Origin of the sequence: Foliimonas ilicis, from assembly GCF_039939195.1 — a bacterium.
GTDB lineage: Bacteria > Pseudomonadota > Alphaproteobacteria > Rhizobiales > Rhizobiaceae > Foliimonas > Foliimonas ilicis.
In genome coordinates this window covers 161,779-181,161 of record NZ_JBDUUH010000001.1, presented here as the reverse complement: position 1 = coordinate 181,161, position 19,383 = coordinate 161,779, and the positions used below count along the sequence as shown (strand labels likewise).

The following is a 19,383-nucleotide window of genomic DNA, read 5'->3' as shown; positions in this document are numbered from 1 at the left end:
GGGTGAAATCATGTTGAGTTGTCTTTCCAGCCAGGAATAAGACCTGATTTGGGAAGACGATTCATGAAGCGCCCGCTGTCTGTCGATACAAGCCGCATGGCGGCACTCTTTGTCGATATGCAGGAAGAGCATCGGCAGGACGCGCGGTATCTCGTTGAGGGGTTCGACAAGGTTCTGTCGAATGTTCAGCGCCTGCAAAAAGCGGCGCGCGGGGCAAAGATACCGCTTTTCCACTTTGCCTACATTGTCGACATGAGCACTTTGCGGCTGCGCCATTTCCATCCGGTAATGGAAAACGGCCTGTCGGCTTTCAGCGATGCCAGCGACCCGCTGACAGCACTTTGCCCGGAAACCGAACCGGCGGCGGGTGAAGAACTGCTTGTGAAAACCGAAGCCAGCGCCTTCGGCGATGGCAAGCTTGAACAGAAGCTTCAGGGCGTCGAATGGGTGATGGTTTCGGGCGTCTGGACGGAAGCCTGCATCGAGGCCACCGTGAAGGGCGCGGTGGCGCGGGGCCTGCGGGTGCTGCTGGTCAAGGACGCCTGCGGCAGTGGCAGCCAGGCTATGCACCAAACCGGGATTCTCAATCTGGCAAACCGTCTCTATGGCGGTGCCGTGACCGATACGGACGGCGCTTGCCGGCTTCTGGCTGGCGACAGGGTCGATGTGTGGATGGTCGAAGGCTCGGTGCCGCTGCGCTATTCATACGAGAACGCTGCGGAGATTTATGAGGGGCTTTGAGCAGCGGTCGGGTAGCGAAGACCCCCTCTTTGGTTTGCTTCGCAAACCACCTCTCCCCCGCAAGCGGAACTGTTTACAAAGTGCGCGTTGAGGATTCTACTGGCCTGACTTTGGAATGATTTGCTTGGAAGGTTGGCGGATGCATTGTCCTGACTGTAGCAGCGCTGCGCTGATCAAGCGTGGCCATAAGAGTGGGTATCAGCGCTACAGGTGCCGCGACTGCGGCCGCTATTGCACCGACCGGGTGCCCAAGTTCAGTCCACAGACCAAGGCGATGGCTGTTCAGATGTATCTGAATAGCATGGGCATCCGCGCCATCGGCCGGGTGCTGAACGCCTCGCCTGCGGCGGTGCTCAAATGGATACGTCAGGACCATGCCGCGATGCAGCAGCGCCTGGCCCGGGCCGAGCCTCTTGCCGCAGGCGAACCGGACATCATCGAGATGGACGAAATCTATACCTTCGTTCAAAAAAAGCGCAGCGGGCAGTCGTTTGGACTGCCTATAGCCGCCGGCAGCGCCGGGTCGTAGCCTATCATATCGGCGACAAAGGCGTGACAAGCGCCATCACCATTTATCGTCTGGCCAAGAAGGCCGTCGGCCAGATCGGGGCGATCTTCACCGATGCCAACTCCTGCTATGCCCTGGCCTTCCAGCGTAATGGCGTCGCCGAACCCCATATCCAAACCAAGGCTCAAACGCACCTTATCGAGTCATCCAACTCATCGATCCGAGATATGCTGGCGCGCTTCAACCGGCGTTCTAAACGCATCTCCAAGACCTATCAGATGCTCGATATAACCTTGGATATGTTCTTCAACCGAAAGCACATTATGAGTCCTGTGTGAACAGTCCCCCACTCGTGGGGGTGAGGAAAAGCGGTGGCGAGTGTTGGGGGAGCTTTCTGCTTCGTCGTAGAACAACGTTACATGCTTGGCTCCTTCCTCGCCCCGCTTGCGGGGGAGAGGTGGTTTGCGAAGCAAACCGGAGAGGGGGTTCTAACTCCTTAAAGAAGTCCAGCCTGCTGTGCCGCTTCACGCAAGCTCTGCCGTGGACGCGGGCCGATCTGCTGGATGACGAGGCCTGCCGCCAGCGAGCCGAGCAAGCCGCAATCCCTCAGCGAACGCCCGGAAGTGTAGCCAAACAGAAAACCGGCCGCGTAAAGATCGCCTGCACCGGTCGTATCGACCAGACGTTCGATTTCGATGGCCGGAACTGAAACAGTCTCGTCGCCTCGAACAATGACCGAGCCTTTTTCAGAGCGGGTAACGGCGGCCAGCTTGCAATCCTTGCGGATCGCTTCGAGCGCGACTTCGAAGGATTCCGTCTGGTAGAGCGACTTTGCTTCGCTTTCGTTCGAGAAGACGATATCGACTGTGCCCGACCGCATCAGGTCGAGGAACTCCGCGCGATAACGGTCGACGCAGAATGGATCGGACAGCGTCATCGAGAATTCGCGGCCTGCTGCGTGGGCATGTTCTGCCGTCAGCCGGATTGCTTCCTTGGCGCGCGGCGGATCCCAGAGATAACCTTCGAAATAGGTGACTTTCGCTGCTTTCGCCTTCTCTTCCTCTACGTCTTCGGGTCCAAGCTCAACACATGCGCCGAGATAGGTGTTCATCGAGCGCTCGCCATCCGGCGTCACGAAGATCATGGAACGCGCGGTCGGCGGCTCGCCGGTCAACGGTCGCGTGTCGAAAGCGACGCCCTGCGCGCGAATGTCATGGGTGTAGATTTCGCCCAGATGATCTTGCGAAACCTTGCCGAAGAATGCGGAACGCCCGCCGAGGCTGGCGATGCCTGCCGCCGTATTACCGGCACTGCCGCCGGAAGCTTCGATCGCCGGTCCCATGCGCGAATAAAGCAGTTCGGCGCGTTCGGTATCAATCAGGTTCATCGCGCCCTTGATGATGCCGTTCTCGACCAGAAACGCATCGTCGCATTGCGCGATAATGTCCACAATTGCATTGCCGATGCACAAAACGTCGATATCGCTCATAAGGCCCCCGCATGAATTGCCGCCAATGTGCGGCATGGCGCGGGGCGGGTCTAGCGCTTTCGCGCCGTGTTTGCAAAGCCCGCCGGCTACGCATTCTTGCTTAGTTCATACAGCGCTCCTATTTCAAACAGATAACACGGGGACGCGCCTATGGTTTTCGACGCTGCAATCAGCGCACTTCGCCAGTTGTTTTCACAGGAATTCCGCTCGGTTTTCTTCAAAACGCTCGGCCTGACGATTCTTGCTTTGATTGCGCTGTGGTTCGGCCTGAAGGAAGTGTTCGACTGGGTCGCACTTCCCTATATCGACGCGCTGCTTCCGAATGCGCCGAGCTGGGCCGGATGGTTCAGCCTGGTTGCGGCGTTGCTTGCGGGTCTTGGAATCGCGGTCGGGCTGGCATTCCTTATTGCGCCGGTGACAGCTTTGATCGCCAGTCTTTTTCTGGACGATATCGCCGAAACGGTCGAGCGGGAAAGCTATCCGCAGGAACCTGCGGGCCAGCCGCTCCCCACAATCCGCGGCGCAGTCCTGTCGCTCAAGTTTTTCGGCATCGTGGTGCTGGGCAATCTTCTGGCGCTGCTGCTTCTGCTTATTCCCGGCGTGAACATCATCGCCTTCTTCATGGTCAACGGCTATCTGCTCGGACGGGAATATTTCGAATTTGCAGCAATGCGCTTTCGCTCGGAAGACGATGCGAAGGCTTTGAGACGCGAGAATGGCGGTCAGGTATTTCTGGGCGGACTGGTCATCGCGGCGTTTCTTGCCGTGCCGTTCCTGAACCTTCTGACCCCGCTATTTGCGGCTTCCATGATGGTTCATCTGCATAAATCCGCTGCAAAACGCGTTTAATTCGCGTTGGCAGGACCGTCATCGTCGAGATTGTCTTCTTCTTCCGTGGCCGGAATGGCATAGCTGCCCGAAAGCCAGCGGTTGAGATCGACATTCTTGCAGCGCGTCGAGCAGAACGGATAGGTTTCGCGGGCCGAAGGTTTGCCGCATTCGGGGCAGGGGCGTTTGGGACGCAGCGGCGTTACATTTGCAGGAGGTGCTTCGCTCATATCGATGAACCCGCTGCCCAACCGGAATGAACCTTCAAGCCTTCGCCCGAAAGCAGGCTGACGGTTTCATAAAGCGGCAGTCCGACGACATTCGTGTAGGAGCCGACGAGCTTGACGACGAATGTGCCGGCAAGTCCCTGAATTCCGTATCCGCCCGCTTTGCCGCGCCACTCGCCACAAGCGATATAGGCGTCGAGTTCTTCGCGCGTCAGCCGCTTGAAGCGCACGCGTGTTTCGACCAGCTTCTGGCGCACTTTCCCGGCAGGCGTGATCAGGCAGATGCCGGAATAAACGCGGTGCGCGCGTCCCGACAGAAGCTTGAGACAGTTCGATGCCTCGTCAGCCGTTTCCGCCTTGGGCAGAATACGGCGTCCGACGGCCACGACCGTATCGGCGGCGAGAATATAGGAGCCGGAAAAATCGGCGTCCTTGCTCAGCGCATCATACGCCTTCTCGGCCTTTGCCTTGCACAGGCGTTTGGCGAGAGAACGCGGATGTTCGGCGCGCAGCGGTGTCTCGTCCACATCGGCTGGATAGACGCGGGCTGGTTCTATGCCTGCCTGCTGGAGCAGCTCGATCCGACGTGGAGAGCCCGAGGCAAGCACAAGCTTCTGAATGACGCTCATCGGTTTAGTGTCGGCTCAGGCAACTCGGCCTTCCGCCGCCCTTTTTGAAGAGGCTTATTTGAAGCGATAGGTGATGCGGCCCTTCGACAGATCGTAGGGTGTCATCTCGACCAGAACCTTGTCGCCGGTGAGTACGCGAATGCGGTTCTTGCGCATGCGGCCTGCAGTGTGGGCGATGATTTCGTGTTCGTTTTCCAGCTTGACCCGGAACATGGCGTTCGGAAGCAATTCCGTAACGACACCCGGGAACTCGAGGACTTCTTCCTTCGGCATTCGATACCTTTGTCTTGAGATCATTTCCGGCATCGGGCCGGAATTTTGGCGGAACCTATATGATTATGGCTCGCTTGTGAACACGCTTATTCGCAAGGCTCAGGAAGCCCTTTTTGCGTCGAATCGTGCCTCTATACGCGCTTTCAGCCTTTCGCGCACGTCCCTGTATGCCGTCATGATCTGTTCGCGCGTTCCAGACACCGTTGTCGGGTCCGCGGTCGGCCAATATTCGACATCCACCGCCATGGAGCGTGTCAGTTCGAGCGCGGCGTGGTGGGCTTCGGGTGCCAGGGTGATGATCAGGTCGAAATAACTGTCTTCGAGATCTTCCAGCAGCTTTGGCCGATGCTCTGGCGGATCGATCCCGTCTTCCGCCAGCACCGCATCGACGAACGGGTCGCGAGAGCCTGCCCGCACACCGGCGGATGCGATGAAGGTCGTCGCGGGCAAGGCCACTCGCGCCAGCGCTTCTGCCATTGGCGAGCGAACCGCGTTCATGCCGCACATGAACAGGATGGAGCGTGGGGGCGCGGCCGACAGGTGCTAACCTCGCCAGTGCAGCACGCAGACGAGCGTGAAAAGCCGCCGCGCCGTGCCGAAATCGACGTCTATCTTGCCCGACAGCCGGTCGAGCAGCGTCTGCGATCCCTCATTGTGAAGGCCGCGGCGTCCCATATCGACGGCTTCGATCTGACTTGGTGTGGAGCTGCGAATGGCGTCGTAATAGCTTTCGCAAATCAGAAAATAGTCTTTCACGATGCGCCTGAATGGCGTCAGAGAAAGAATATGCGTGACGACAGGCTCGCCGTTTTCGCGAAAGACAGCCAGAACCAGCTTCGAATCGACAAGCGAAAGCTTCAAACGATAGGGGCCGGATGCCTCATCGGCGATAGGACGGAAACTGTTCTCCTCGATGAGATCGAAGATCGCGACCGCGCGTTCATGTTCAACGTCGGGCGTCGACCGTCCGATCGATTCGTCGAGTTCGACATCGATCAGCCTTGCGGTATCGACTGTCCCGTCCGCCATCGCCGCCTACATATTCAGCCGGACTGAGACCGAGCGCGCATGTGCATCCAGCCCTTCCGCCTTGGCCAGAGCGATTGCCGCTGGCCCAAGGGTGCGAAGCTGGTCTGCGCCCAGTTTCAGGATGGAACTGCGCTTGACGAAGTCGAGAACCGAAAGGCCGGACGAAAACCGCGCCGAGCGCGCGGTCGGCAACACATGGTTCGACCCGCCAACATAGTCACCGATCACTTCGGGTGTATGTTTTCCGACGAAAATAGCACCGGCATTGCGGATGAGAGGCAGCATTTCCTCGGCGTCTTCGATGGCGAGTTCGAGATGCTCGGGTGCGATGCGATTGTTGAGCGCAACCGAGTGACCAATGTCATCAACGAGAATGATCGCGCCGAAATCGCGCCAGCTTGCAGCGGCTGTTTCGCCACGCGGCAGGCTCTTCAATTGCCGCTCGACGGCTTCCGTCACCGAAACCGCAAAAGCCTCGTCATCGGTAATGAGGATCGATTGCGCGGAAGCGTCGTGTTCGGCCTGTGCCAGAAGATCGGCGGCTATCCAGTCCGGGTCATTGTCCGCATCGGCGATGACCAGCACTTCCGAAGGTCCGGCGATCATGTCGATGCCGACAGTGCCGAACACCTGACGCTTGGCGGCTGCGACATAGGCATTGCCCGGCCCAACGATTTTGGAAACGGGCTTTATCGTCTGCGTGCCATAAGCCAGCGCTGCAACTGCCTGTGCGCCGCCGATGCGGTAGATTTCCTTCACGCCTGCAAGCTGCGCAGCCGCCAGCACCAGCGGATTGATTGCGCCGCCCGGCGAGGGCACGACCATGACGACGCGTTCCACGCCTGCGACCTTTGCGGGAACGGCATTCATCAGCACCGAGCTTGGATAACTCGCCGTTCCGCCCGGAACATAAAGGCCGACCGATTCCACTGCCGTCCAGCGCGAGCCGAGCTCGACGCCGATCGGATCGACATAGCGATCATCCTTCGGCATTTGCCGTTGATGGTGCGACTGAATGCGGTCGCGCGCCAGTTTCAGCGCCTCGATGGTTTCCGGGTCGCATGCCGCCGCGGCGGCCTCGATCTCTTCGGCACTCACCGCAATGCCAAGCGCGCCAAGATCGGTCTTGTCGAATTTCAGTGTGTAGTCGATCAGCGCTGCGTCACCGCGCTCACGCACATTCTTGATGATGTCGCGCACGCTCGCATCGACATCCGGCGAGACTTCGCGCTTGGTCCCAAGAAATGCTTCGAATTGCTGTTCGAAATCAACACTGGATTGGCGTAGAACACGCGCCATTCTTATTCCTCAGTTCTTGTGAGCGGGGCGCGAAGAGGCTTCCCATGCGCCGCCGAGATCGGCGAGCCGCGCCTCGATGCATTCGACATCGAGCCTGACCTTGCCGCCGCCTGAAAACAAAAGCTCGACTGTGCCGGCAGGTGTATCACCGGCTGTAAAACTCACTGTCATCAGCGAAAGCACTTCTTCCGGCTTCGACCGGTCGATGCCCGATAGCTGCACGCCGAGCACGCGGTCGAAATGCAGCAGGCTTTTGCGCCGTTCATTATGTGGACGAAGGAATTTCCCGCCCTTTTCCCAGACGAAGCGGTTCAGCGTCAGGCTGAACTGCTTTGTCGCCGGTGCGAAGTTGAATTCCTTCACCTTGAGAACGGCATCCTGGAGATGGGCCGAGACGATGCCCAAATCCTGTTCGTCGAGTGCGATGAGTTTTAGCTGGTCCATGTCAGATGCAGCGCCTGAAAATTGTTTCCAGACTTTGTGTTAGGCGGTCTTGCCTGGATGCGCAACCGCCCCGGTTCGAGCTGAATTCAGCCCGAAATGCGCTCGATGACAGCTCCGCAATTGGACAGCTTTTCCTCGAGCCGTTCAAAGCCGCGGTCCAGATGGTAGACGCGGTTGACGACGGTCTCGCCTTCGGCTGCCAGACCGGCAATGACCAGCGATACGGAGGCGCGCAGATCGGTCGCCATTACGGGCGCGCCTTTCAGCTTGGATACGCCTTCGACAATCGCCGTCTGTCCGGCAAGCGTGATATGCGCGCCGAGGCGGGCAAGTTCCTGCACATGCATGAAACGATTTTCGAAAATTGTCTCGGTGATCCGTGACTGACCCTGCGCCATGGTCATCAGTCCCATGAACTGCGCCTGAAGGTCGGTCGGGAAGCCGGGGAAAGGCTCGGTCACGACATCGACGGGGCGAATGCCATTGCCATTGCGCTTGACGCGGATACCGTTTTCGACCGGAATGATTTCCGCGCCTGCCTGAACGATGATGTCGAGTGCGGTCTGAAGCTGTGCGGGGTTCGCACCTTCAAGAATAACGTCGCCACCCGTCATAGCCACGGCCATTGCATAGGTGCCGGTCTCGATACGGTCCGGAATAACCCGATGGCGCGCGCCGGAAAGCGAATCGACGCCTGAAATGGTGATGGTCGGGGTGCCTGCACCGGAAATCTTCGCGCCCATCGCGTTGAGGCATTCGGCGAGATTGACGATTTCTGGCTCGCAGGCAGCGTTTTCGAGAACAGTTTCGCCCTTGGCCAGCGAAGCCGACATCAACAGCACATGCGTCGCGCCGACAGAGACTTTCGGGAATTTATAGCGGTTGCCGACAAGGCGATCCTTGGTCTTGGCGATAACATAGCCGCTTTCAACCTCGATATCAGCGCCCAGCGCCTGAAGACCATCGAGGAAAAGATCGACCGGCCGCGTGCCGATGGCGCAACCGCCCGGCAGCGAAACCTTGGCAACGCCCATGCGCGCCAGCAATGGCCCGATCACCCAGAAGCTCGCGCGCATCTTGGAGACGAGTTCATAAGGCGCAGTCGTATCGACGATGTTGCGCGCCGAAAAATTGATCGTGCGCGAATAGCCTTCGCTCTGCTTCTCGCGGCGACCGTTCACGGAGTAATCCACGCCGTGATTGCCGAGAATACGAATAAGCTGCTCGACATCGGCCAGATGCGGTACATTTTCCAGCGTCAGCGTATCGTCCGTCAGCAACGAGGCGATCATCAGCGGCAGCGCGGCGTTCTTCGCGCCCGAGATCGGAATGCGGCCACTCAATTCGTTGCCGCCGACTATCCTGATGCGATCCATGGAACTCGTTTCTCCGGGTTGGTCCCGGCTTGCTGATTGTCTTGGGTAGGGCGCCATCTACCCCACTGTGCCTTGCTGTTCAAGGAACCGGGTAAAAAGCGAGGTGAATCACTCACCCTCTTCAATGCGTGCTGCTTTCAGTCCTTCGGGTCGTTGGTCGGCGTCACCAACGCGCCGCGACCTGATCTGCGCCTTGCGTCTTTGGAGATTCGCCCTCAACTGATCGGCCAGACGATCCTTGCGATCCGGGTTCTGTTTGGATTTTCGCGCTTTTTCGTCATTTTCAGCCATGTTTTCGTGCCGTTTTGCCCTCGAACCCGTCAATCGCAACTTGCCTATCATTATGGCAATGCCGTGTCTTGCAAAACTCCTGAAAAGAACATGCACACATAACTTGCGCTCTCAGCTTTCCTGTGGCAGAAGTCCGCCGCATCCGGATGCTGCAGTAGCTCAGTGGTAGAGCACTCCCTTGGTAAGGGAGAGGTCGAGAGTTCAATCCTCTCTTGCAGCACCATTCTATCCCATTGAAATCATTGAACCTCTTGACACGCAAGGCTTTGCGTCCATTCTAACGTTACAAAAACCGTTACAAATGGATTGCATATGGTCGGCAGGATTCGCCATCTTCTTAATCGAGACGGTCGCTATTTCGCGCGCTTAGTCGTTCCGACAGACCTTCGCCCCTTCATTGACGGCAAATCAGAACTGCGAACGGCACTCGGTCCCGACTACCGAATCGCTTTGAAAAAGTTGCCAAGCGCTGTTACCGACCTTCAATTCACCATCGCCAAGGCCGAACGGCGGGCGGCAGAAGCTGGCAACCGGCAAGTTACACCCGGTCGCTACCCGCTGGCCCCTGACCAGATCGCGCTTCGAAACTACCAAGAGCGCTTGGCCTTTGATGAAGAAATCAGAGATCACTATCCGATCTATGCGCAACTCGGCATTGACGACATTTTAGCCCGACAGCTTCGTGATGGGTTTTCAGGCGCGCTAGATGACGACGAATTAGAAGAACTGGTTGGCGGCCAGATCGAGCGCTTCCGGCGACTCGGAAACACGACCGTAGAACGTGGCACTTCCGAATGGCGGAGCGTGGCGCGCGCGTTATGCGCGTCAGAGTATGAGGCTCTTTCGCGTGCCGCAGAACGCCATGAAGGCGACTGGACAGGCAAGCCGACGCATCCAATCATCGCCAACGCACAACCGGTATCAGAAGAAAAGCCACCTGTTTCGCTTAAGCGACTTTTGACCGACTATCTTCATAGCCGGAAGGCAATCGGGCGAGGTAAAGGCGCTGAAAAGCGCTGGACCCCGGTCTTTGTGGATTTGGTGAAGTTTATCCGACATGACGACGCTCGCCGCCTGACAAAGCAAAATCTCATGGAATGGCGCGATGCGCGCCTAAAGACACTTTCTGCAAAAACCGTTGGAGACGTTTATCTCGCTTCCGTGCGAACCGTCCTGAAATGGGCGGTTGCGAACGATAAGCTCGATTCCAACGTAGCGGATCAGGTTCGCCAAGAGGTTCCACGTAAGCAGCTTTCGAGGGAGAAGGGCTTTACCGATAATGAGGCGCTTGTGATCCTTCGCGCTGCCCGCGACCACGTTGCGGCTGTTACGGACAATCCAGCCACGATGGAGCGCCCGCAAACCACGGCGGCAAAACGGTGGTCGCCTATTCTATGTGCTTTCACCGGCGCGCGCGTCGGCGAGATTGTGCAACTACGAAAGCAAGATTTCCGAAAGGAAGGCGACACGCACATTATGCGGATCACGCCAGATGCCGGAACCGTCAAAGCTGGCGGCTATCGCGATGTGCCACTGCATTCGCAATTGCTCGACATGGGCTTTATGGATTTCGTGGACGCTTCACAGGATGGACCGCTATTTTATCCAGACCGTCGGGGCAAGAATGCCGCAAGCGCCGCACGCACGATTTCAGGGCGGATAAGCGAATGGCTTCAGAAAATGGAAATCGTGCCGGAAGGCGTAAGCCCAAGCCATGGCTGGCGTCATCGCTTTAAGACGGTCGGGCGGGAAGAGGGGATCGCTGATCGGACCCTAGACGCCATCCAAGGCCACGCCTCGAAAACGGCAGGTGATAGCTACGGCGATGTGACGATCAAAGCCAAAACGGCGGCTATCAATAAGCTACCAAGATACGATTTATAATAAAAAGTCAAGGATATTATTCCTATCGCGAGAAAATAAAGAGGATTCACACGCGAATCAACCCGTGAGACAATATTGCTAAGTTGATCTTAGGGAAATTGTTTAGTTGAGTATTATTGAGTCAGTAAAGACGGCTATTGGTATTGATACGGAAAAGAAGTCCGTCCCTCTCACCAATCCTTTCGCACTCGAAATATTCGGCGCGGCACCAACGATTGCTGGCCCTTCTATAAACGCGACCACCGCGCTACGCGTCCCTGCCGTGTTTTCCGCTATTGTGCTTTTATCAGGCGCAATTGGTTCGCTTCCCGCCAAACTCTTCTGTCGTCATGTAAGCGATGAACGCAGTGGAACAGGCGGGAAGCGGACCGCCAATGATCATCCGGCCTATCGCCTTATTCATGACGAAGCCAACGAATGGACTTCAGCAGGTGAATTTAGGCGCGCCCTCACAACCGACGCTCTTTTGCATGATCATGGTTTTGCGCATGTAGGCCGGAATTTCGCAGGCCGTCCCGTTCTGTTTACGCGCCTCGATCCGCGTTCGATCACCATCCGGTTTGACGAGATCAGCGGCGAGCCGTCCTATATCCAGCGTGACGCCAAGAACCGCGAACAGGTTTTCAGCTTCCGCGACATTCTTCATATTTCTTCGCCGCTCGACCTATCGCCAATCAAGGCCGGTCGCGAAGCTATCGCTCTTTCATCTGTCCTTGAACGCCACGCTGCGCAGCTTTTTGGAAGCGGTGCGCGTCCGTCCGCAATTCTCTCAAAAGAAGGCAAGGCGGGCGCGGATAACGGCGCAACCGTCATTGCCAATATCAAGAAGGCTTGGCGAAACTGGCAGTCCAATGGCAACAATGATCCGCTGATTCTTGATGATGGCTGGAAATACGATCCGGCCACGATGACCTCGACCGATGCGCAGTTTCTTGAGAACCGCCGTTTCCAGCTTGAGGAAATCGCGCGGCTCTTTCGCATCCCGCCACCAATGCTTTTCGACCTCACGCGCGCCACATGGTCAAACAGCGAGGAAATGGCGCAACAGTTTCTGACGCTCACGCTCCGGCCTTGGCTTGAGGCGTGGGAATGGGCTTATGCGCGCGTCCTGCTTTCGCCTGAAGAACGCGCAGACGGCTTCTATATCGAGTTCGTTCTCGATGACCTCTTGAGCGCCAACGCCGCCACACGCGCCACGACTTACGGCCAATATCGCGCCATGGGCGCGCTGACCGCAAATGAGGTTCGCAGCGGCTTGAACCTTCCGGCCATCGCTGGCGCTGACAAGCTCGACAATCCGCATATCACACCCGGCAAACCGACCGGCCAAAACGACAACCGTTCAACCGGCGAGGAAGCAGCATGAAGCATGTCGCGTTCTTTGGCGACGGCGAAAAGACATTCGCCTTGCCTTTTGAGCTTATCGAAGAACTTCAGCGCAAGACCGGCGTCGGCATTGGCGCATTGTTCCAGCGCGTCCGCGCTCTGCAATTCGGTATTGCCGATCTTTCCGAGACCATCCGCCTTGCACTGATCGGCGGCGGAACTGACCCGAAAGAAGCCGCCGCACTGGTCGCGGCTTATGTCGCCAAGCGTCCGCTGGCTGACTCAATCCCCATCGTTTTTGCGATCCTCGAAACTGTTTGGTTCGGCGTATCGACCGACAGCCAGGACGATCAGCGACAGGCCGACATGAAAGAATCCAATCATGGATAAGCTTGAAATCAAAGCCGCGTTTTCGGTTGATGACGCTGGCGAGATCACCGGCCTTGCATGGCCGTTCGGCACCCCTGACCGCGTGGGCGATCTTATCGAGAAGGGCGCGTTTTCCAGCACATCCCGCCTTCCGATGCTTTGGGCGCACGATCAGGCACAAACAATCGGCGTTTGGGATTCCATCACTGAAACCGCCGAAGGGCTTCAGGTCAAAGGCCGACTTCTGGTCGATGACGTGGCGCGTGCACGCGAGGTGCGCGCCCTTGTCCGCGAAAAGGCCGTCACTGGCCTGTCCATTGGCTTTGTCACCAAAAAAGCAAAGGCGCGCGCCGGTGGTGGCCGCACCATCGCAGCGCTCGACCTCCACGAAATTTCTATCGTCGCCGTTCCCTGTCATCCCGGCGCGACCATCACCACGATTAAAGCCGCGACGGATGACCCGGCACTGTCCCTGAAAGGAACACCTATGGAAGAAGAACTGAAAACGCCGGAAGTGAAAAGCGATCCGGTTATCGAAAAGAAGGACTTCGACGCGCTCAAGGCTCGCCTCGACAAGATCGAAGCTAAGGCTACTCGCCCAATTGCAGCAAACAACAATCATCCGTCTGGCGACAACGACAACCTTGAAGTGAAGGCATTTTCGGACTTCCTTCGCGGTGGTGAATTTGATCGCAAGGCACTGACCGTCGCGAACGACGCGCCTTCATACATTTTGGCACCTGAAGAACGTTCCAGCGAGTTCTTGCGCAATCTGGTCGAGTTCTCACCTGTCCGCGCTATCGCTGACGTTCGTTCGACAGGCTCGCACACGATCATGCTGCCGAAGCGCCTGAGCGTCACCAATGCCAAGTGGAAGGGCGAAGCCGTCGCTTCGGAAGCATCCGAACCAACCTTCGACCAGTTGGAAATTTCCATCAAGGAAATGACGACGCACGTCGATATTGGCAATTGGCTGATCGAAGACGCCACGCATGACGTGGAAGCGGAAGTCCGCCTTGCGCTGGCTGAAGACTTTGCGGCCAAGGAAGGCTTGGCATTCGTAAATGGCAGCGCCGCGCTTGAGCCAAAAGGCTTTATGCAGGATGCCGACATTGCAAATTCGGTCAACGGCCAGGCCGCCAACCTGTCAGCCGATGCGCTTATCTCGATGATGTATGCGCTTCCTGCCGTCTATCGCAATCGCGGCACATGGGCGATGAACGGCACCACGCTCGCAACCATCCGCAAACTGAAGGACGGACAGGGCAATTATCTGTGGCAGCCATCCTATCAGGCAGGGCAGCCAGAAACGATCCTTGGCCGTCCGGTGGTCGAACTTATCGACATGCCTGACGTTGCGGCTAACGCCTTCCCGATTGCATTCGGTGATTTCAAGGCTGGCTTCCGCATCTATGACCGCATTGAACTTGCCGTGCGGCCCAACCCATATCTTCTGGCAACCGAAGGGCTTGTTCGTTTCCATGCTCGCCGCCGCGTTGGCGCTGGCGTGGTGCGCCCTGAAGCCTTCCGCAAGCTGAAGATGGCGACGGCTTAACAATCATGCGGCTCGCATCCGACCCCATCACGATCACAGTGGACGGCGTTAGCGCAACGCTTCGCCCGTCGCTGCGAGCCGCTTATCATCTTCAGCGTCGGCATGGGTTTCCGGCGTTGATGACCGGCATTGCGGAAAGCAATCTTTCCGTTGTTGCTGACCTGATCGCATACGGTTCCGACGACACAACAACGCTTCCGGCGCTGCTCCGCGAGATCGATAAGCGCGGAATTGTTTCGCTCGATATTCTCAAGCCATCACTCTTTGCCTTTATTGGCGAACTGATCGGCGTCGATGATCGATACGACGCGCCTGCAAGCACGAAACAGATCAGCTTCGACGAGTATTTCACAAGCCTATATGAGATCGGCGCTGGCTGGCTTGGCTGGACGCCCGAGACGACTTGGACGGCAACACCCGGCGAGATCATCGCTGCGCAGCGTGGCGTCATTGCTTTTCGTAAGGCTCTTCACGGCACCGGCGAAGACAAGCCTGAATACGATCCGCGCGAAGAAGTCAGCGAAGACCAAGTCTCTGCCGGTATCGCTCAATTGAAGGCCAGTGCCGCGAGGGGTAGGCAATGAGCCTGCGCCCGCCACGCCTTTGCAGTTGCGGAAAGATCGTCGCTTACGGCGTCCGCTGTGCATGTCAGATGACGGCAGATCGCGCCCGTAAGGCTCGCCATGATCGCCGCCGACCTTCAGCCCGTCAACGTGGCTACAATTCGGAATGGCAGAAGGCGCGCAAAGCGTATTTGCTTCAGCATCCATATTGCCGACACAACGGTTGCGGCCGTCCCGCAAACATCGTGCACCACGTCATCCCGCATAAAGGTAACGACCGGCTGTTTTGGGACCGCTCCAATTGGATGCCGGTTTGCCAGCCCTGCCATGATGGACCGCTTCAGTCTTTGGAGCGGCGTCGATGAAAACGAAAAACGTCGCCAGTTATGGCGAAGACAAAGAGCGCATTCTTTGGGTCAACGTTGTGCTTCAGGCTATCCGTGATGCAACGGATGCTAGAGGCACAGATCACACAGACTTTGAACGATCCCGCGCGCGCGTCTGGTTCTCGCTAAAGAATCCTGACTTCATTGAGGTTTGCCATTGCGCGAATCTTGATCCTGAGGCGACCTTGGAAAAGGCCAAAGCAGCGATCAGGCGATATGACGAGATCGTTGCTGCTGGCGAAGAATATCGACTGCCTCACAATATCAAAGACAAAGCACCTCCATCCACAAAAACACCGGCTAGGCTTATCACCTATCGCGGCGAGAGCCGCACTGTTACGGCGTGGGCGAAAGTGATTGGTATCAGTCATTCCTCGCTGTTGGCACGGCTGTCATCGGGTCACTCTGTTGAGGAAGCGCTTTCTCCTAATTTCAAGCGAAAGCCTCGCCGCATAGCTGGCAATCCTTTTGGACGTCGCGCGAAGAAATACACCATCGGCAGTGAAACCAAGACTATTGCTCAATGGGCGAGTTCTATCGGTGTTGAGCCAAAAACCCTCGCCGCTCGCATGCGGAAGGGCCGATCTTTGGAGGTCGCGCTGGCAATGCCTCCCAAAGACAGGGGGCGGGGGGTGGTCTCCAATTTTGCGCCTTCTATGGGGACCGGCGCGGGGAGCACCGCGCAAGAGAATGCCGAAATAACTTTTTCTGAAAACGAGGCTTCGCAATGACCTTGCCGAACGCTGCCGATTTGCGTCGGCAACTAAACATTGACGCCGATATGGAAGACGACGCCTTTCTTTCGAGCAAGATTGCAGCCGCTTCCGGTTGGATCGAAGCTTATGTTGGCGAACCGCTCGCTGACCTCGATCCATTCCCGGCTGCTATAAGTGAAGCAGTCCTTCAGCTTGCAGCGCACTTCTATGAGAACCGTGAAGCCGTTCTTGTTGGCGTTTCCGCATCCGAACTGCCCTTCGGCGTGGTCGATTTGATCCGGCCTTACAGAGTTTGGAGCTTCTAAAATGGCCGTTTCACCGCAAGTTGCGCGGCTTCAACGCCGCCTTGAAGCGATTCCGAAATCCGTTCGTGAAGCTGTTGAGCCGTCACTTGTGCAATCAGGCGAAGAGCTTGCCGACATGATGCGCCGCCTTGCACCCGAAGAGGATGGCGATTTGAAAGATTCGATTGCTGTCACAGCACCCGGCCAAACATCACCCGCTTATTCACAACCGGGCGGATCGCGTGTCGCCGGTGAATTGGAAGTGCTGGTCACAGCCGGTAACTCAGACGTTCGCTATCCCCATCTTCAGGAATACGGCACGGCGCATCACGAAGCGCAGCCGTTTTTCTGGCCTGCATTCCGTCTTCTTCGCAAGCGCCTCCAGAATCGAACGAAACGCGCCGTGTCGAAAGCTGTGCGTGAGGGATGGGATAAGTGATGATTGAGCCAACGCTTGCCCTTCAGACGGCAATTCGCACGAAGCTGGTTAGCACCTACGCTGTGCTTGAGCGTGTCGAAGCTGACAACATTCGTTCCGGTTCCACGCGACCGGACAATATGCCGACAATCATCATGGCGAATGGCAGCACCACGCTTCACGGCCATGATTACACGTCGCAACGCGCGGCATGGGTTAATCTAGACCTTCATATATGGGCGCGTGATGAAGGGCAGGACGCGGCTAAGGAAATCGCGTTCATTGTTCAAAGCACACTCGACAAGCGCCTTCTAATCGAAGGTGGCTATTGCGATAGCTTTAAGGTGACACGCTCGGTTTTTATGCGTGACCCCGACCCGACCATTGGACATGGCATTCTATCGGTAGAAGCGCTTGTTAGGTGGATCGTGTAATGCGCGCTGGTAAGCTTGATCGTGTCATCGCTATTGAACGCCAGACGGAAATCGTTTCGGCAACCGGTGGCGTCACTTCCGCCTGGACTAAAATTGCTACTACGCGCGCGGAAGTGCTGCGCCGTTTAGCCGACGAAATCACCGTGGGGTTTGGCGAAGCCGAAATTGGCAGAGTGACATTCCGCTTTCGCTGGCGTCCCGGTATCCGCACAGCCGATCGCATCATCCATGACGGCATTGCTCACGACATTAAAGAGATTGTCGAAATCGGAAGACGGCGGACACTTGAGGTTCGCGCGGTAGCTACGTCATGATCCATCTTCGCGGCGTCAAGCCGACACTCACGCCAGATCGCGAACCGCTCACGAAAGCACCGCCAGCTCCGAAATGGCTGAATGACGACGCGCGCGCTGAATGGAAGCGCATCATGCCGCGTCTGGTAGCGGATCGTATCATCACCAAGGCCGACCTGACCGGCGTCGAGAATTATTGCGTTGCCGTTGGTCGCGTCCGTGAAGTCGAGCGGCTTTTCGCTATCAATGGTTTGGACAAGACGCTTTTTGGAATCCAGAACCGCGCAATGCAGACAGCAAGGCAGCTTGCCGCTGAATATGGTTTGTCGCCTGTTTCGCGGACACGCGTTAGCGGCGCTGGTAGTGGCGAGGATGAAGACGACAATCCGCTTTCGGTTGGCCGCAACCGATGAGCACGAGCGCCTTTCCCGAATGGATTTACGATGGCAGTCCGATTGATGACCCTTTCGGCTACGGTCAAGATGCCGTGGATTTTCTGCGCAAACTGAAGCACCCGAACAGCACCGCGCCGAAGAACGCTTTCCAGCTTCATGACTGGCAAGAGCGGATCGTGCGCCGGATTTATGGACCTAGGCACCCGGACGGCAGGCGCATCGTTGAAACTGTCTTTTGGATGATCCCGCGCGGCAATCGCAAAACCAGCCTTGCCGCTGCGCTCGCCCTTCTTCACACCATCGGCCCTGAACACGTTCCGGCTGGCCAAGTGATCTTTGCCGCTTCGGATCGCGAGCAAGCCGGTCTTGGATTCAAGGAAGCCGCGAACATTGTGCGGATGGACAAGCGGCTTGTTGCCGCCACGCGCATCTATGACGCGCACAACAGCGCCAAGAAGATCACCTTCAAAGCGAAGGGCGTAGAGCTTCAGGCAATTTCCAGTGATGGCGCTGCGCAGCACGGCAAGACGCCTTCCTTTGTGCTTGTCGATGAGATTCACGTTTGGAAGGGCCGCGACCTTTGGGAAGCGCTTAAATCAGGCTTGGTGAAGACCAGCAATACGCTCATGGTTGTCGCGACAACGGCAGGCCGTGGCAATGAGAACATCGGTTTCGAGCAATACCAATATGCGCGCCGTGTCGCGACTGGCGAGATTAATAATCCGGCATTCCTGCCGATCATCTTCGAAGCGGATAATGACAACAATTGGCGTGATGAAGCGGTTTGGCACCGCGTCAATCCCGGTCTGAAGCATGGCTTCCCGAACCTCGATGCGATGCGCAGCGCGGCGAAGGAAGCGGAACACCGCCCTGCCGAACGCCACGCGTTTGAGCAATTCAATCTCAACATTTGGAAGGCCGCGTCTCGCGATCCACTTTTCGATATGTCGATTTACGATCAGGGCCGTTTCGACTTCGATCTTTCCGAGCTTGAAGAACTGCCGTGCTTTATCGGCGTGGACCTTTCAGTCAACGGCGACCTGACGGCGGTTGTCGCTGCTTGGCGACATGACGATGGCCGGATTACCGTTCAGCCGTGGTTCTTCCTTCCCGGCGATGACCTTGAGGCGCGTTCCAAGAAAGACGGTGTTCCTTACGCTCGCTGGAAAGATAAGAAACACGTCATCGCTATCGACGGGCCGATCATCGAACCGGAATCTGTGGAAGAACACATTCGCGAGCTATGCGCCCGCTTTGACGTGCGTGAGATCGCGTTCGATCCGCACCTAGCCAGAATGACCATGCAGCGGCTTCACGATGACGGCTTGCCAGCAATGGCGATGCGGCAAGGTCCGCTTACGATGGCGCCAGCGATTGGCGATCTAGAGCGCACCGTGAATGGCCGCAAGCTTAGGCACAATGGCCATCCGGTCCTTCGACATCACTTCGACAGCGTAGTTGCAAGCCGAAACGATACCGGTCTTGTCCGTATGCACAAAGCCAAAAAGACCGACCGTATCGACGGCGCTGTTGCCGCTGCCATGGCCGTTAGCCGTGCGGCTGCAAATGACAATTCCCGCTCGATCTATGAGCACAACGACTTTGACGAACTCTATGCTTAGGAAG

The 19,383-nt window shown here is 57.2% G+C and carries 26 protein-coding genes, 1 tRNA gene and 1 pseudogene; 18 read left to right on the top strand and 10 right to left on the bottom strand.

What is annotated here, in order from left to right; all coding sequences use genetic code 11:
- The first annotated feature begins 63 nt into the window (after window positions 1–63).
- From ABFT80_RS00915 to ABFT80_RS00910, 3 genes and pseudogenes are all read left to right on the top strand, one after another.
- On the top strand, window positions 64–741 hold the full coding sequence (locus ABFT80_RS00915; RefSeq protein ID WP_347969980.1) for an isochorismatase family protein: 678 nt from the start codon (window positions 64–66) through the stop codon (window positions 739–741).
- Window positions 742–856: 115 nt separating this feature from the next.
- A pseudogene (locus ABFT80_RS28035) lies at window positions 857–970 on the top strand (IS1/IS1595 family N-terminal zinc-binding domain-containing protein); the annotation flags it as partial.
- A gap of 128 nt (window positions 971–1,098) precedes the next feature.
- The gene (locus ABFT80_RS00910; protein ID WP_347969979.1) at window positions 1,099–1,587 is read left to right on the top strand and encodes an IS1 family transposase; all 489 of its coding nucleotides are present in this window, start codon (window positions 1,099–1,101) and stop codon (window positions 1,585–1,587) included.
- Between the two features lie 158 nt (window positions 1,588–1,745).
- On the opposite strand, the gene ABFT80_RS00905 is transcribed toward ABFT80_RS00910, so the two are convergent.
- Window positions 1,746–2,738 (bottom strand): adenosine kinase, encoded by a 993-nt coding sequence (locus ABFT80_RS00905; protein WP_347969978.1) that lies wholly within the window; start codon window positions 2,736–2,738, stop codon window positions 1,746–1,748.
- A gap of 150 nt (window positions 2,739–2,888) precedes the next feature.
- On the opposite strand from ABFT80_RS00905, the gene ABFT80_RS00900 reads away from it, so the two are divergent.
- Entirely contained in the window at window positions 2,889–3,587 is a 699-nt protein-coding gene (locus ABFT80_RS00900) for a sulfate transporter family protein (protein WP_347969977.1), read from the top strand.
- Here ABFT80_RS00900 and yacG read toward each other — a convergent pair.
- From yacG to ABFT80_RS00855, 9 genes are all read right to left on the bottom strand, one after another.
- Window positions 3,584–3,796, bottom strand: coding sequence for a DNA gyrase inhibitor YacG (gene yacG / locus ABFT80_RS00895; RefSeq protein WP_347969976.1), 213 nt, complete (start codon window positions 3,794–3,796; stop codon window positions 3,584–3,586). The genes ABFT80_RS00900 and yacG overlap by 4 nt on opposite strands.
- Window positions 3,793–4,422, bottom strand: a complete 630-nt coding sequence (locus ABFT80_RS00890; protein ID WP_347969975.1) for a Maf-like protein — start codon at window positions 4,420–4,422, stop codon at window positions 3,793–3,795. Before ABFT80_RS00890 ends, yacG begins: the two co-directional genes overlap by 4 nt.
- Window positions 4,423–4,476: 54 nt before the next feature.
- Window positions 4,477–4,695 (bottom strand): translation initiation factor IF-1, encoded by a 219-nt coding sequence (gene infA / locus ABFT80_RS00885; RefSeq protein WP_347969974.1) that lies wholly within the window; start codon window positions 4,693–4,695, stop codon window positions 4,477–4,479.
- A gap of 99 nt (window positions 4,696–4,794) precedes the next feature.
- Window positions 4,795–5,193, bottom strand: a complete 399-nt coding sequence (locus ABFT80_RS00880; protein ID WP_347969973.1) for an arsenate-mycothiol transferase ArsC — start codon at window positions 5,191–5,193, stop codon at window positions 4,795–4,797.
- 45 nt (window positions 5,194–5,238) lie between these two features.
- The gene (locus ABFT80_RS00875; RefSeq protein ID WP_347969972.1) at window positions 5,239–5,724 is read right to left on the bottom strand and encodes a UPF0262 family protein; all 486 of its coding nucleotides are present in this window, start codon (window positions 5,722–5,724) and stop codon (window positions 5,239–5,241) included.
- A 6-nt stretch (window positions 5,725–5,730) separates the two neighbouring features.
- Entirely contained in the window at window positions 5,731–7,023 is a 1,293-nt protein-coding gene (gene hisD, locus ABFT80_RS00870) for a histidinol dehydrogenase (protein WP_347969971.1), read from the bottom strand.
- A 9-nt stretch (window positions 7,024–7,032) separates the two neighbouring features.
- On the bottom strand, window positions 7,033–7,467 hold the full coding sequence (locus ABFT80_RS00865) for a DUF2948 family protein (RefSeq protein WP_347969970.1): 435 nt from the start codon (window positions 7,465–7,467) through the stop codon (window positions 7,033–7,035).
- Window positions 7,468–7,553: 86 nt separating this feature from the next.
- Window positions 7,554–8,843 carry a UDP-N-acetylglucosamine 1-carboxyvinyltransferase gene (murA, locus tag ABFT80_RS00860; RefSeq protein WP_347969969.1) on the bottom strand — a complete coding sequence of 430 codons (1,290 nt, stop codon included), beginning with the start codon at window positions 8,841–8,843 and terminating at the stop codon, window positions 7,554–7,556.
- Between the two features lie 108 nt (window positions 8,844–8,951).
- Window positions 8,952–9,134, bottom strand: coding sequence for a hypothetical protein (locus ABFT80_RS00855; protein WP_347969968.1), 183 nt, complete (start codon window positions 9,132–9,134; stop codon window positions 8,952–8,954).
- Window positions 9,135–9,282: 148 nt separating this feature from the next.
- On the opposite strand from ABFT80_RS00855, the gene ABFT80_RS00850 reads away from it, so the two are divergent.
- The 14 genes from ABFT80_RS00850 (at window position 9,283) to ABFT80_RS00785 (ending at window position 19,379) form a co-directional block, all read left to right on the top strand.
- Window positions 9,283–9,357, top strand: a tRNA-Thr gene (locus ABFT80_RS00850).
- 89 nt (window positions 9,358–9,446) lie between these two features.
- Entirely contained in the window at window positions 9,447–11,018 is a 1,572-nt protein-coding gene (locus tag ABFT80_RS00845) for a tyrosine-type recombinase/integrase (protein WP_347969967.1), read from the top strand.
- 106 nt (window positions 11,019–11,124) lie between these two features.
- Entirely contained in the window at window positions 11,125–12,384 is a 1,260-nt protein-coding gene (locus ABFT80_RS00840; protein WP_347969966.1) for a phage portal protein, read from the top strand.
- Window positions 12,381–12,734, top strand: coding sequence for a gene transfer agent family protein (locus tag ABFT80_RS00835; RefSeq protein WP_347969965.1), 354 nt, complete (start codon window positions 12,381–12,383; stop codon window positions 12,732–12,734). Before ABFT80_RS00840 ends, ABFT80_RS00835 begins: the two co-directional genes overlap by 4 nt.
- Window positions 12,727–14,268, top strand: coding sequence for a phage major capsid protein (locus ABFT80_RS00830; RefSeq protein ID WP_347969964.1), 1,542 nt, complete (start codon window positions 12,727–12,729; stop codon window positions 14,266–14,268). The genes ABFT80_RS00835 and ABFT80_RS00830 overlap by 8 nt, the downstream gene beginning before the upstream one ends.
- Before the next feature lie 5 nt (window positions 14,269–14,273).
- Complete coding sequence (locus tag ABFT80_RS00825) at window positions 14,274–14,852, top strand: hypothetical protein (RefSeq protein ID WP_347969963.1); 579 nt, start codon at window positions 14,274–14,276, stop codon at window positions 14,850–14,852.
- Window positions 14,849–15,196 carry an HNH endonuclease signature motif containing protein gene (locus ABFT80_RS00820; protein ID WP_347969962.1) on the top strand — a complete coding sequence of 116 codons (348 nt, stop codon included), beginning with the start codon at window positions 14,849–14,851 and terminating at the stop codon, window positions 15,194–15,196. The genes ABFT80_RS00825 and ABFT80_RS00820 overlap by 4 nt, the downstream gene beginning before the upstream one ends.
- The gene (locus tag ABFT80_RS00815; RefSeq protein ID WP_347969961.1) at window positions 15,193–15,948 is read left to right on the top strand and encodes a hypothetical protein; all 756 of its coding nucleotides are present in this window, start codon (window positions 15,193–15,195) and stop codon (window positions 15,946–15,948) included. Before ABFT80_RS00820 ends, ABFT80_RS00815 begins: the two co-directional genes overlap by 4 nt.
- A complete protein-coding gene (locus ABFT80_RS00810; protein ID WP_347969960.1) occupies window positions 15,945–16,238 on the top strand; it encodes a head-tail connector protein in 294 nt (97 codons plus the stop codon). Before ABFT80_RS00815 ends, ABFT80_RS00810 begins: the two co-directional genes overlap by 4 nt.
- 1 nt (window position 16,239) lies before the next feature.
- Window positions 16,240–16,656, top strand: coding sequence for an HK97-gp10 family putative phage morphogenesis protein (locus tag ABFT80_RS00805; RefSeq protein ID WP_347969959.1), 417 nt, complete (start codon window positions 16,240–16,242; stop codon window positions 16,654–16,656).
- A complete protein-coding gene (gp17, locus tag ABFT80_RS00800) occupies window positions 16,656–17,069 on the top strand; it encodes a tail completion protein gp17 (RefSeq protein ID WP_347970800.1) in 414 nt (137 codons plus the stop codon). Before ABFT80_RS00805 ends, gp17 begins: the two co-directional genes overlap by 1 nt.
- The gene (locus ABFT80_RS00795; RefSeq protein WP_347969958.1) at window positions 17,069–17,383 is read left to right on the top strand and encodes a head-tail adaptor protein; all 315 of its coding nucleotides are present in this window, start codon (window positions 17,069–17,071) and stop codon (window positions 17,381–17,383) included. Before gp17 ends, ABFT80_RS00795 begins: the two co-directional genes overlap by 1 nt.
- Window positions 17,380–17,775 (top strand): phage terminase small subunit P27 family, encoded by a 396-nt coding sequence (locus ABFT80_RS00790; protein ID WP_347969957.1) that lies wholly within the window; start codon window positions 17,380–17,382, stop codon window positions 17,773–17,775. Before ABFT80_RS00795 ends, ABFT80_RS00790 begins: the two co-directional genes overlap by 4 nt.
- Complete coding sequence (locus ABFT80_RS00785) at window positions 17,772–19,379, top strand: terminase large subunit (protein ID WP_347969956.1); 1,608 nt, start codon at window positions 17,772–17,774, stop codon at window positions 19,377–19,379. The genes ABFT80_RS00790 and ABFT80_RS00785 overlap by 4 nt, the downstream gene beginning before the upstream one ends.
- The last annotated feature ends 4 nt before the right edge of the window (window positions 19,380–19,383 follow it).

Excerpts from the sequence above, each read along its gene's own strand:
- ABFT80_RS00815 (WP_347969961.1), top strand. The coding sequence starts at position 15,193 with ATGAAAACGAAAAACGTCGCCAGTTATGGCGAAGACAAAGAGCGCATT.
- ABFT80_RS00835 (WP_347969965.1), top strand. The coding sequence starts at position 12,381 with ATGAAGCATGTCGCGTTCTTTGGCGACGGCGAAAAGACATTCGCCTTG.
- hisD (WP_347969971.1), bottom strand. The coding sequence starts at position 7,023 with ATGGCGCGTGTTCTACGCCAATCCAGTGTTGATTTCGAACAGCAATTC.
- ABFT80_RS00875 (WP_347969972.1), bottom strand. The coding sequence starts at position 5,724 with ATGGCGGACGGGACAGTCGATACCGCAAGGCTGATCGATGTCGAACTC.
- murA (WP_347969969.1), bottom strand. The coding sequence starts at position 8,843 with ATGGATCGCATCAGGATAGTCGGCGGCAACGAATTGAGTGGCCGCATT.
- ABFT80_RS00820 (WP_347969962.1), top strand. The coding sequence starts at position 14,849 with ATGAGCCTGCGCCCGCCACGCCTTTGCAGTTGCGGAAAGATCGTCGCT.
- ABFT80_RS00825 (WP_347969963.1), top strand. The coding sequence starts at position 14,274 with ATGCGGCTCGCATCCGACCCCATCACGATCACAGTGGACGGCGTTAGC.
- ABFT80_RS00915 (WP_347969980.1), top strand. The coding sequence starts at position 64 with ATGAAGCGCCCGCTGTCTGTCGATACAAGCCGCATGGCGGCACTCTTT.
- ABFT80_RS00810 (WP_347969960.1), top strand. The coding sequence starts at position 15,945 with ATGACCTTGCCGAACGCTGCCGATTTGCGTCGGCAACTAAACATTGAC.
- infA (WP_347969974.1), bottom strand. The coding sequence starts at position 4,695 with ATGCCGAAGGAAGAAGTCCTCGAGTTCCCGGGTGTCGTTACGGAATTG.
- ABFT80_RS00845 (WP_347969967.1), top strand. The coding sequence starts at position 9,447 with ATGGTCGGCAGGATTCGCCATCTTCTTAATCGAGACGGTCGCTATTTC.
- ABFT80_RS00805 (WP_347969959.1), top strand. The coding sequence starts at position 16,240 with ATGGCCGTTTCACCGCAAGTTGCGCGGCTTCAACGCCGCCTTGAAGCG.
- ABFT80_RS00865 (WP_347969970.1), bottom strand. The coding sequence starts at position 7,467 with ATGGACCAGCTAAAACTCATCGCACTCGACGAACAGGATTTGGGCATC.
- gp17 (WP_347970800.1), top strand. The coding sequence starts at position 16,656 with ATGATTGAGCCAACGCTTGCCCTTCAGACGGCAATTCGCACGAAGCTG.
- ABFT80_RS00890 (WP_347969975.1), bottom strand. The coding sequence starts at position 4,422 with ATGAGCGTCATTCAGAAGCTTGTGCTTGCCTCGGGCTCTCCACGTCGG.
- ABFT80_RS00830 (WP_347969964.1), top strand. The coding sequence starts at position 12,727 with ATGGATAAGCTTGAAATCAAAGCCGCGTTTTCGGTTGATGACGCTGGC.
- ABFT80_RS00855 (WP_347969968.1), bottom strand. The coding sequence starts at position 9,134 with ATGGCTGAAAATGACGAAAAAGCGCGAAAATCCAAACAGAACCCGGAT.
- ABFT80_RS00900 (WP_347969977.1), top strand. The coding sequence starts at position 2,889 with ATGGTTTTCGACGCTGCAATCAGCGCACTTCGCCAGTTGTTTTCACAG.
- ABFT80_RS00795 (WP_347969958.1), top strand. The coding sequence starts at position 17,069 with ATGCGCGCTGGTAAGCTTGATCGTGTCATCGCTATTGAACGCCAGACG.
- ABFT80_RS00910 (WP_347969979.1), top strand. The coding sequence starts at position 1,099 with ATGGATACGTCAGGACCATGCCGCGATGCAGCAGCGCCTGGCCCGGGC.
- ABFT80_RS00880 (WP_347969973.1), bottom strand. The coding sequence starts at position 5,193 with ATGAACGCGGTTCGCTCGCCAATGGCAGAAGCGCTGGCGCGAGTGGCC.
- ABFT80_RS00905 (WP_347969978.1), bottom strand. The coding sequence starts at position 2,738 with ATGAGCGATATCGACGTTTTGTGCATCGGCAATGCAATTGTGGACATT.
- ABFT80_RS00790 (WP_347969957.1), top strand. The coding sequence starts at position 17,380 with ATGATCCATCTTCGCGGCGTCAAGCCGACACTCACGCCAGATCGCGAA.
- ABFT80_RS00785 (WP_347969956.1), top strand. The coding sequence starts at position 17,772 with ATGAGCACGAGCGCCTTTCCCGAATGGATTTACGATGGCAGTCCGATT.
- yacG (WP_347969976.1), bottom strand. The coding sequence starts at position 3,796 with ATGAGCGAAGCACCTCCTGCAAATGTAACGCCGCTGCGTCCCAAACGC.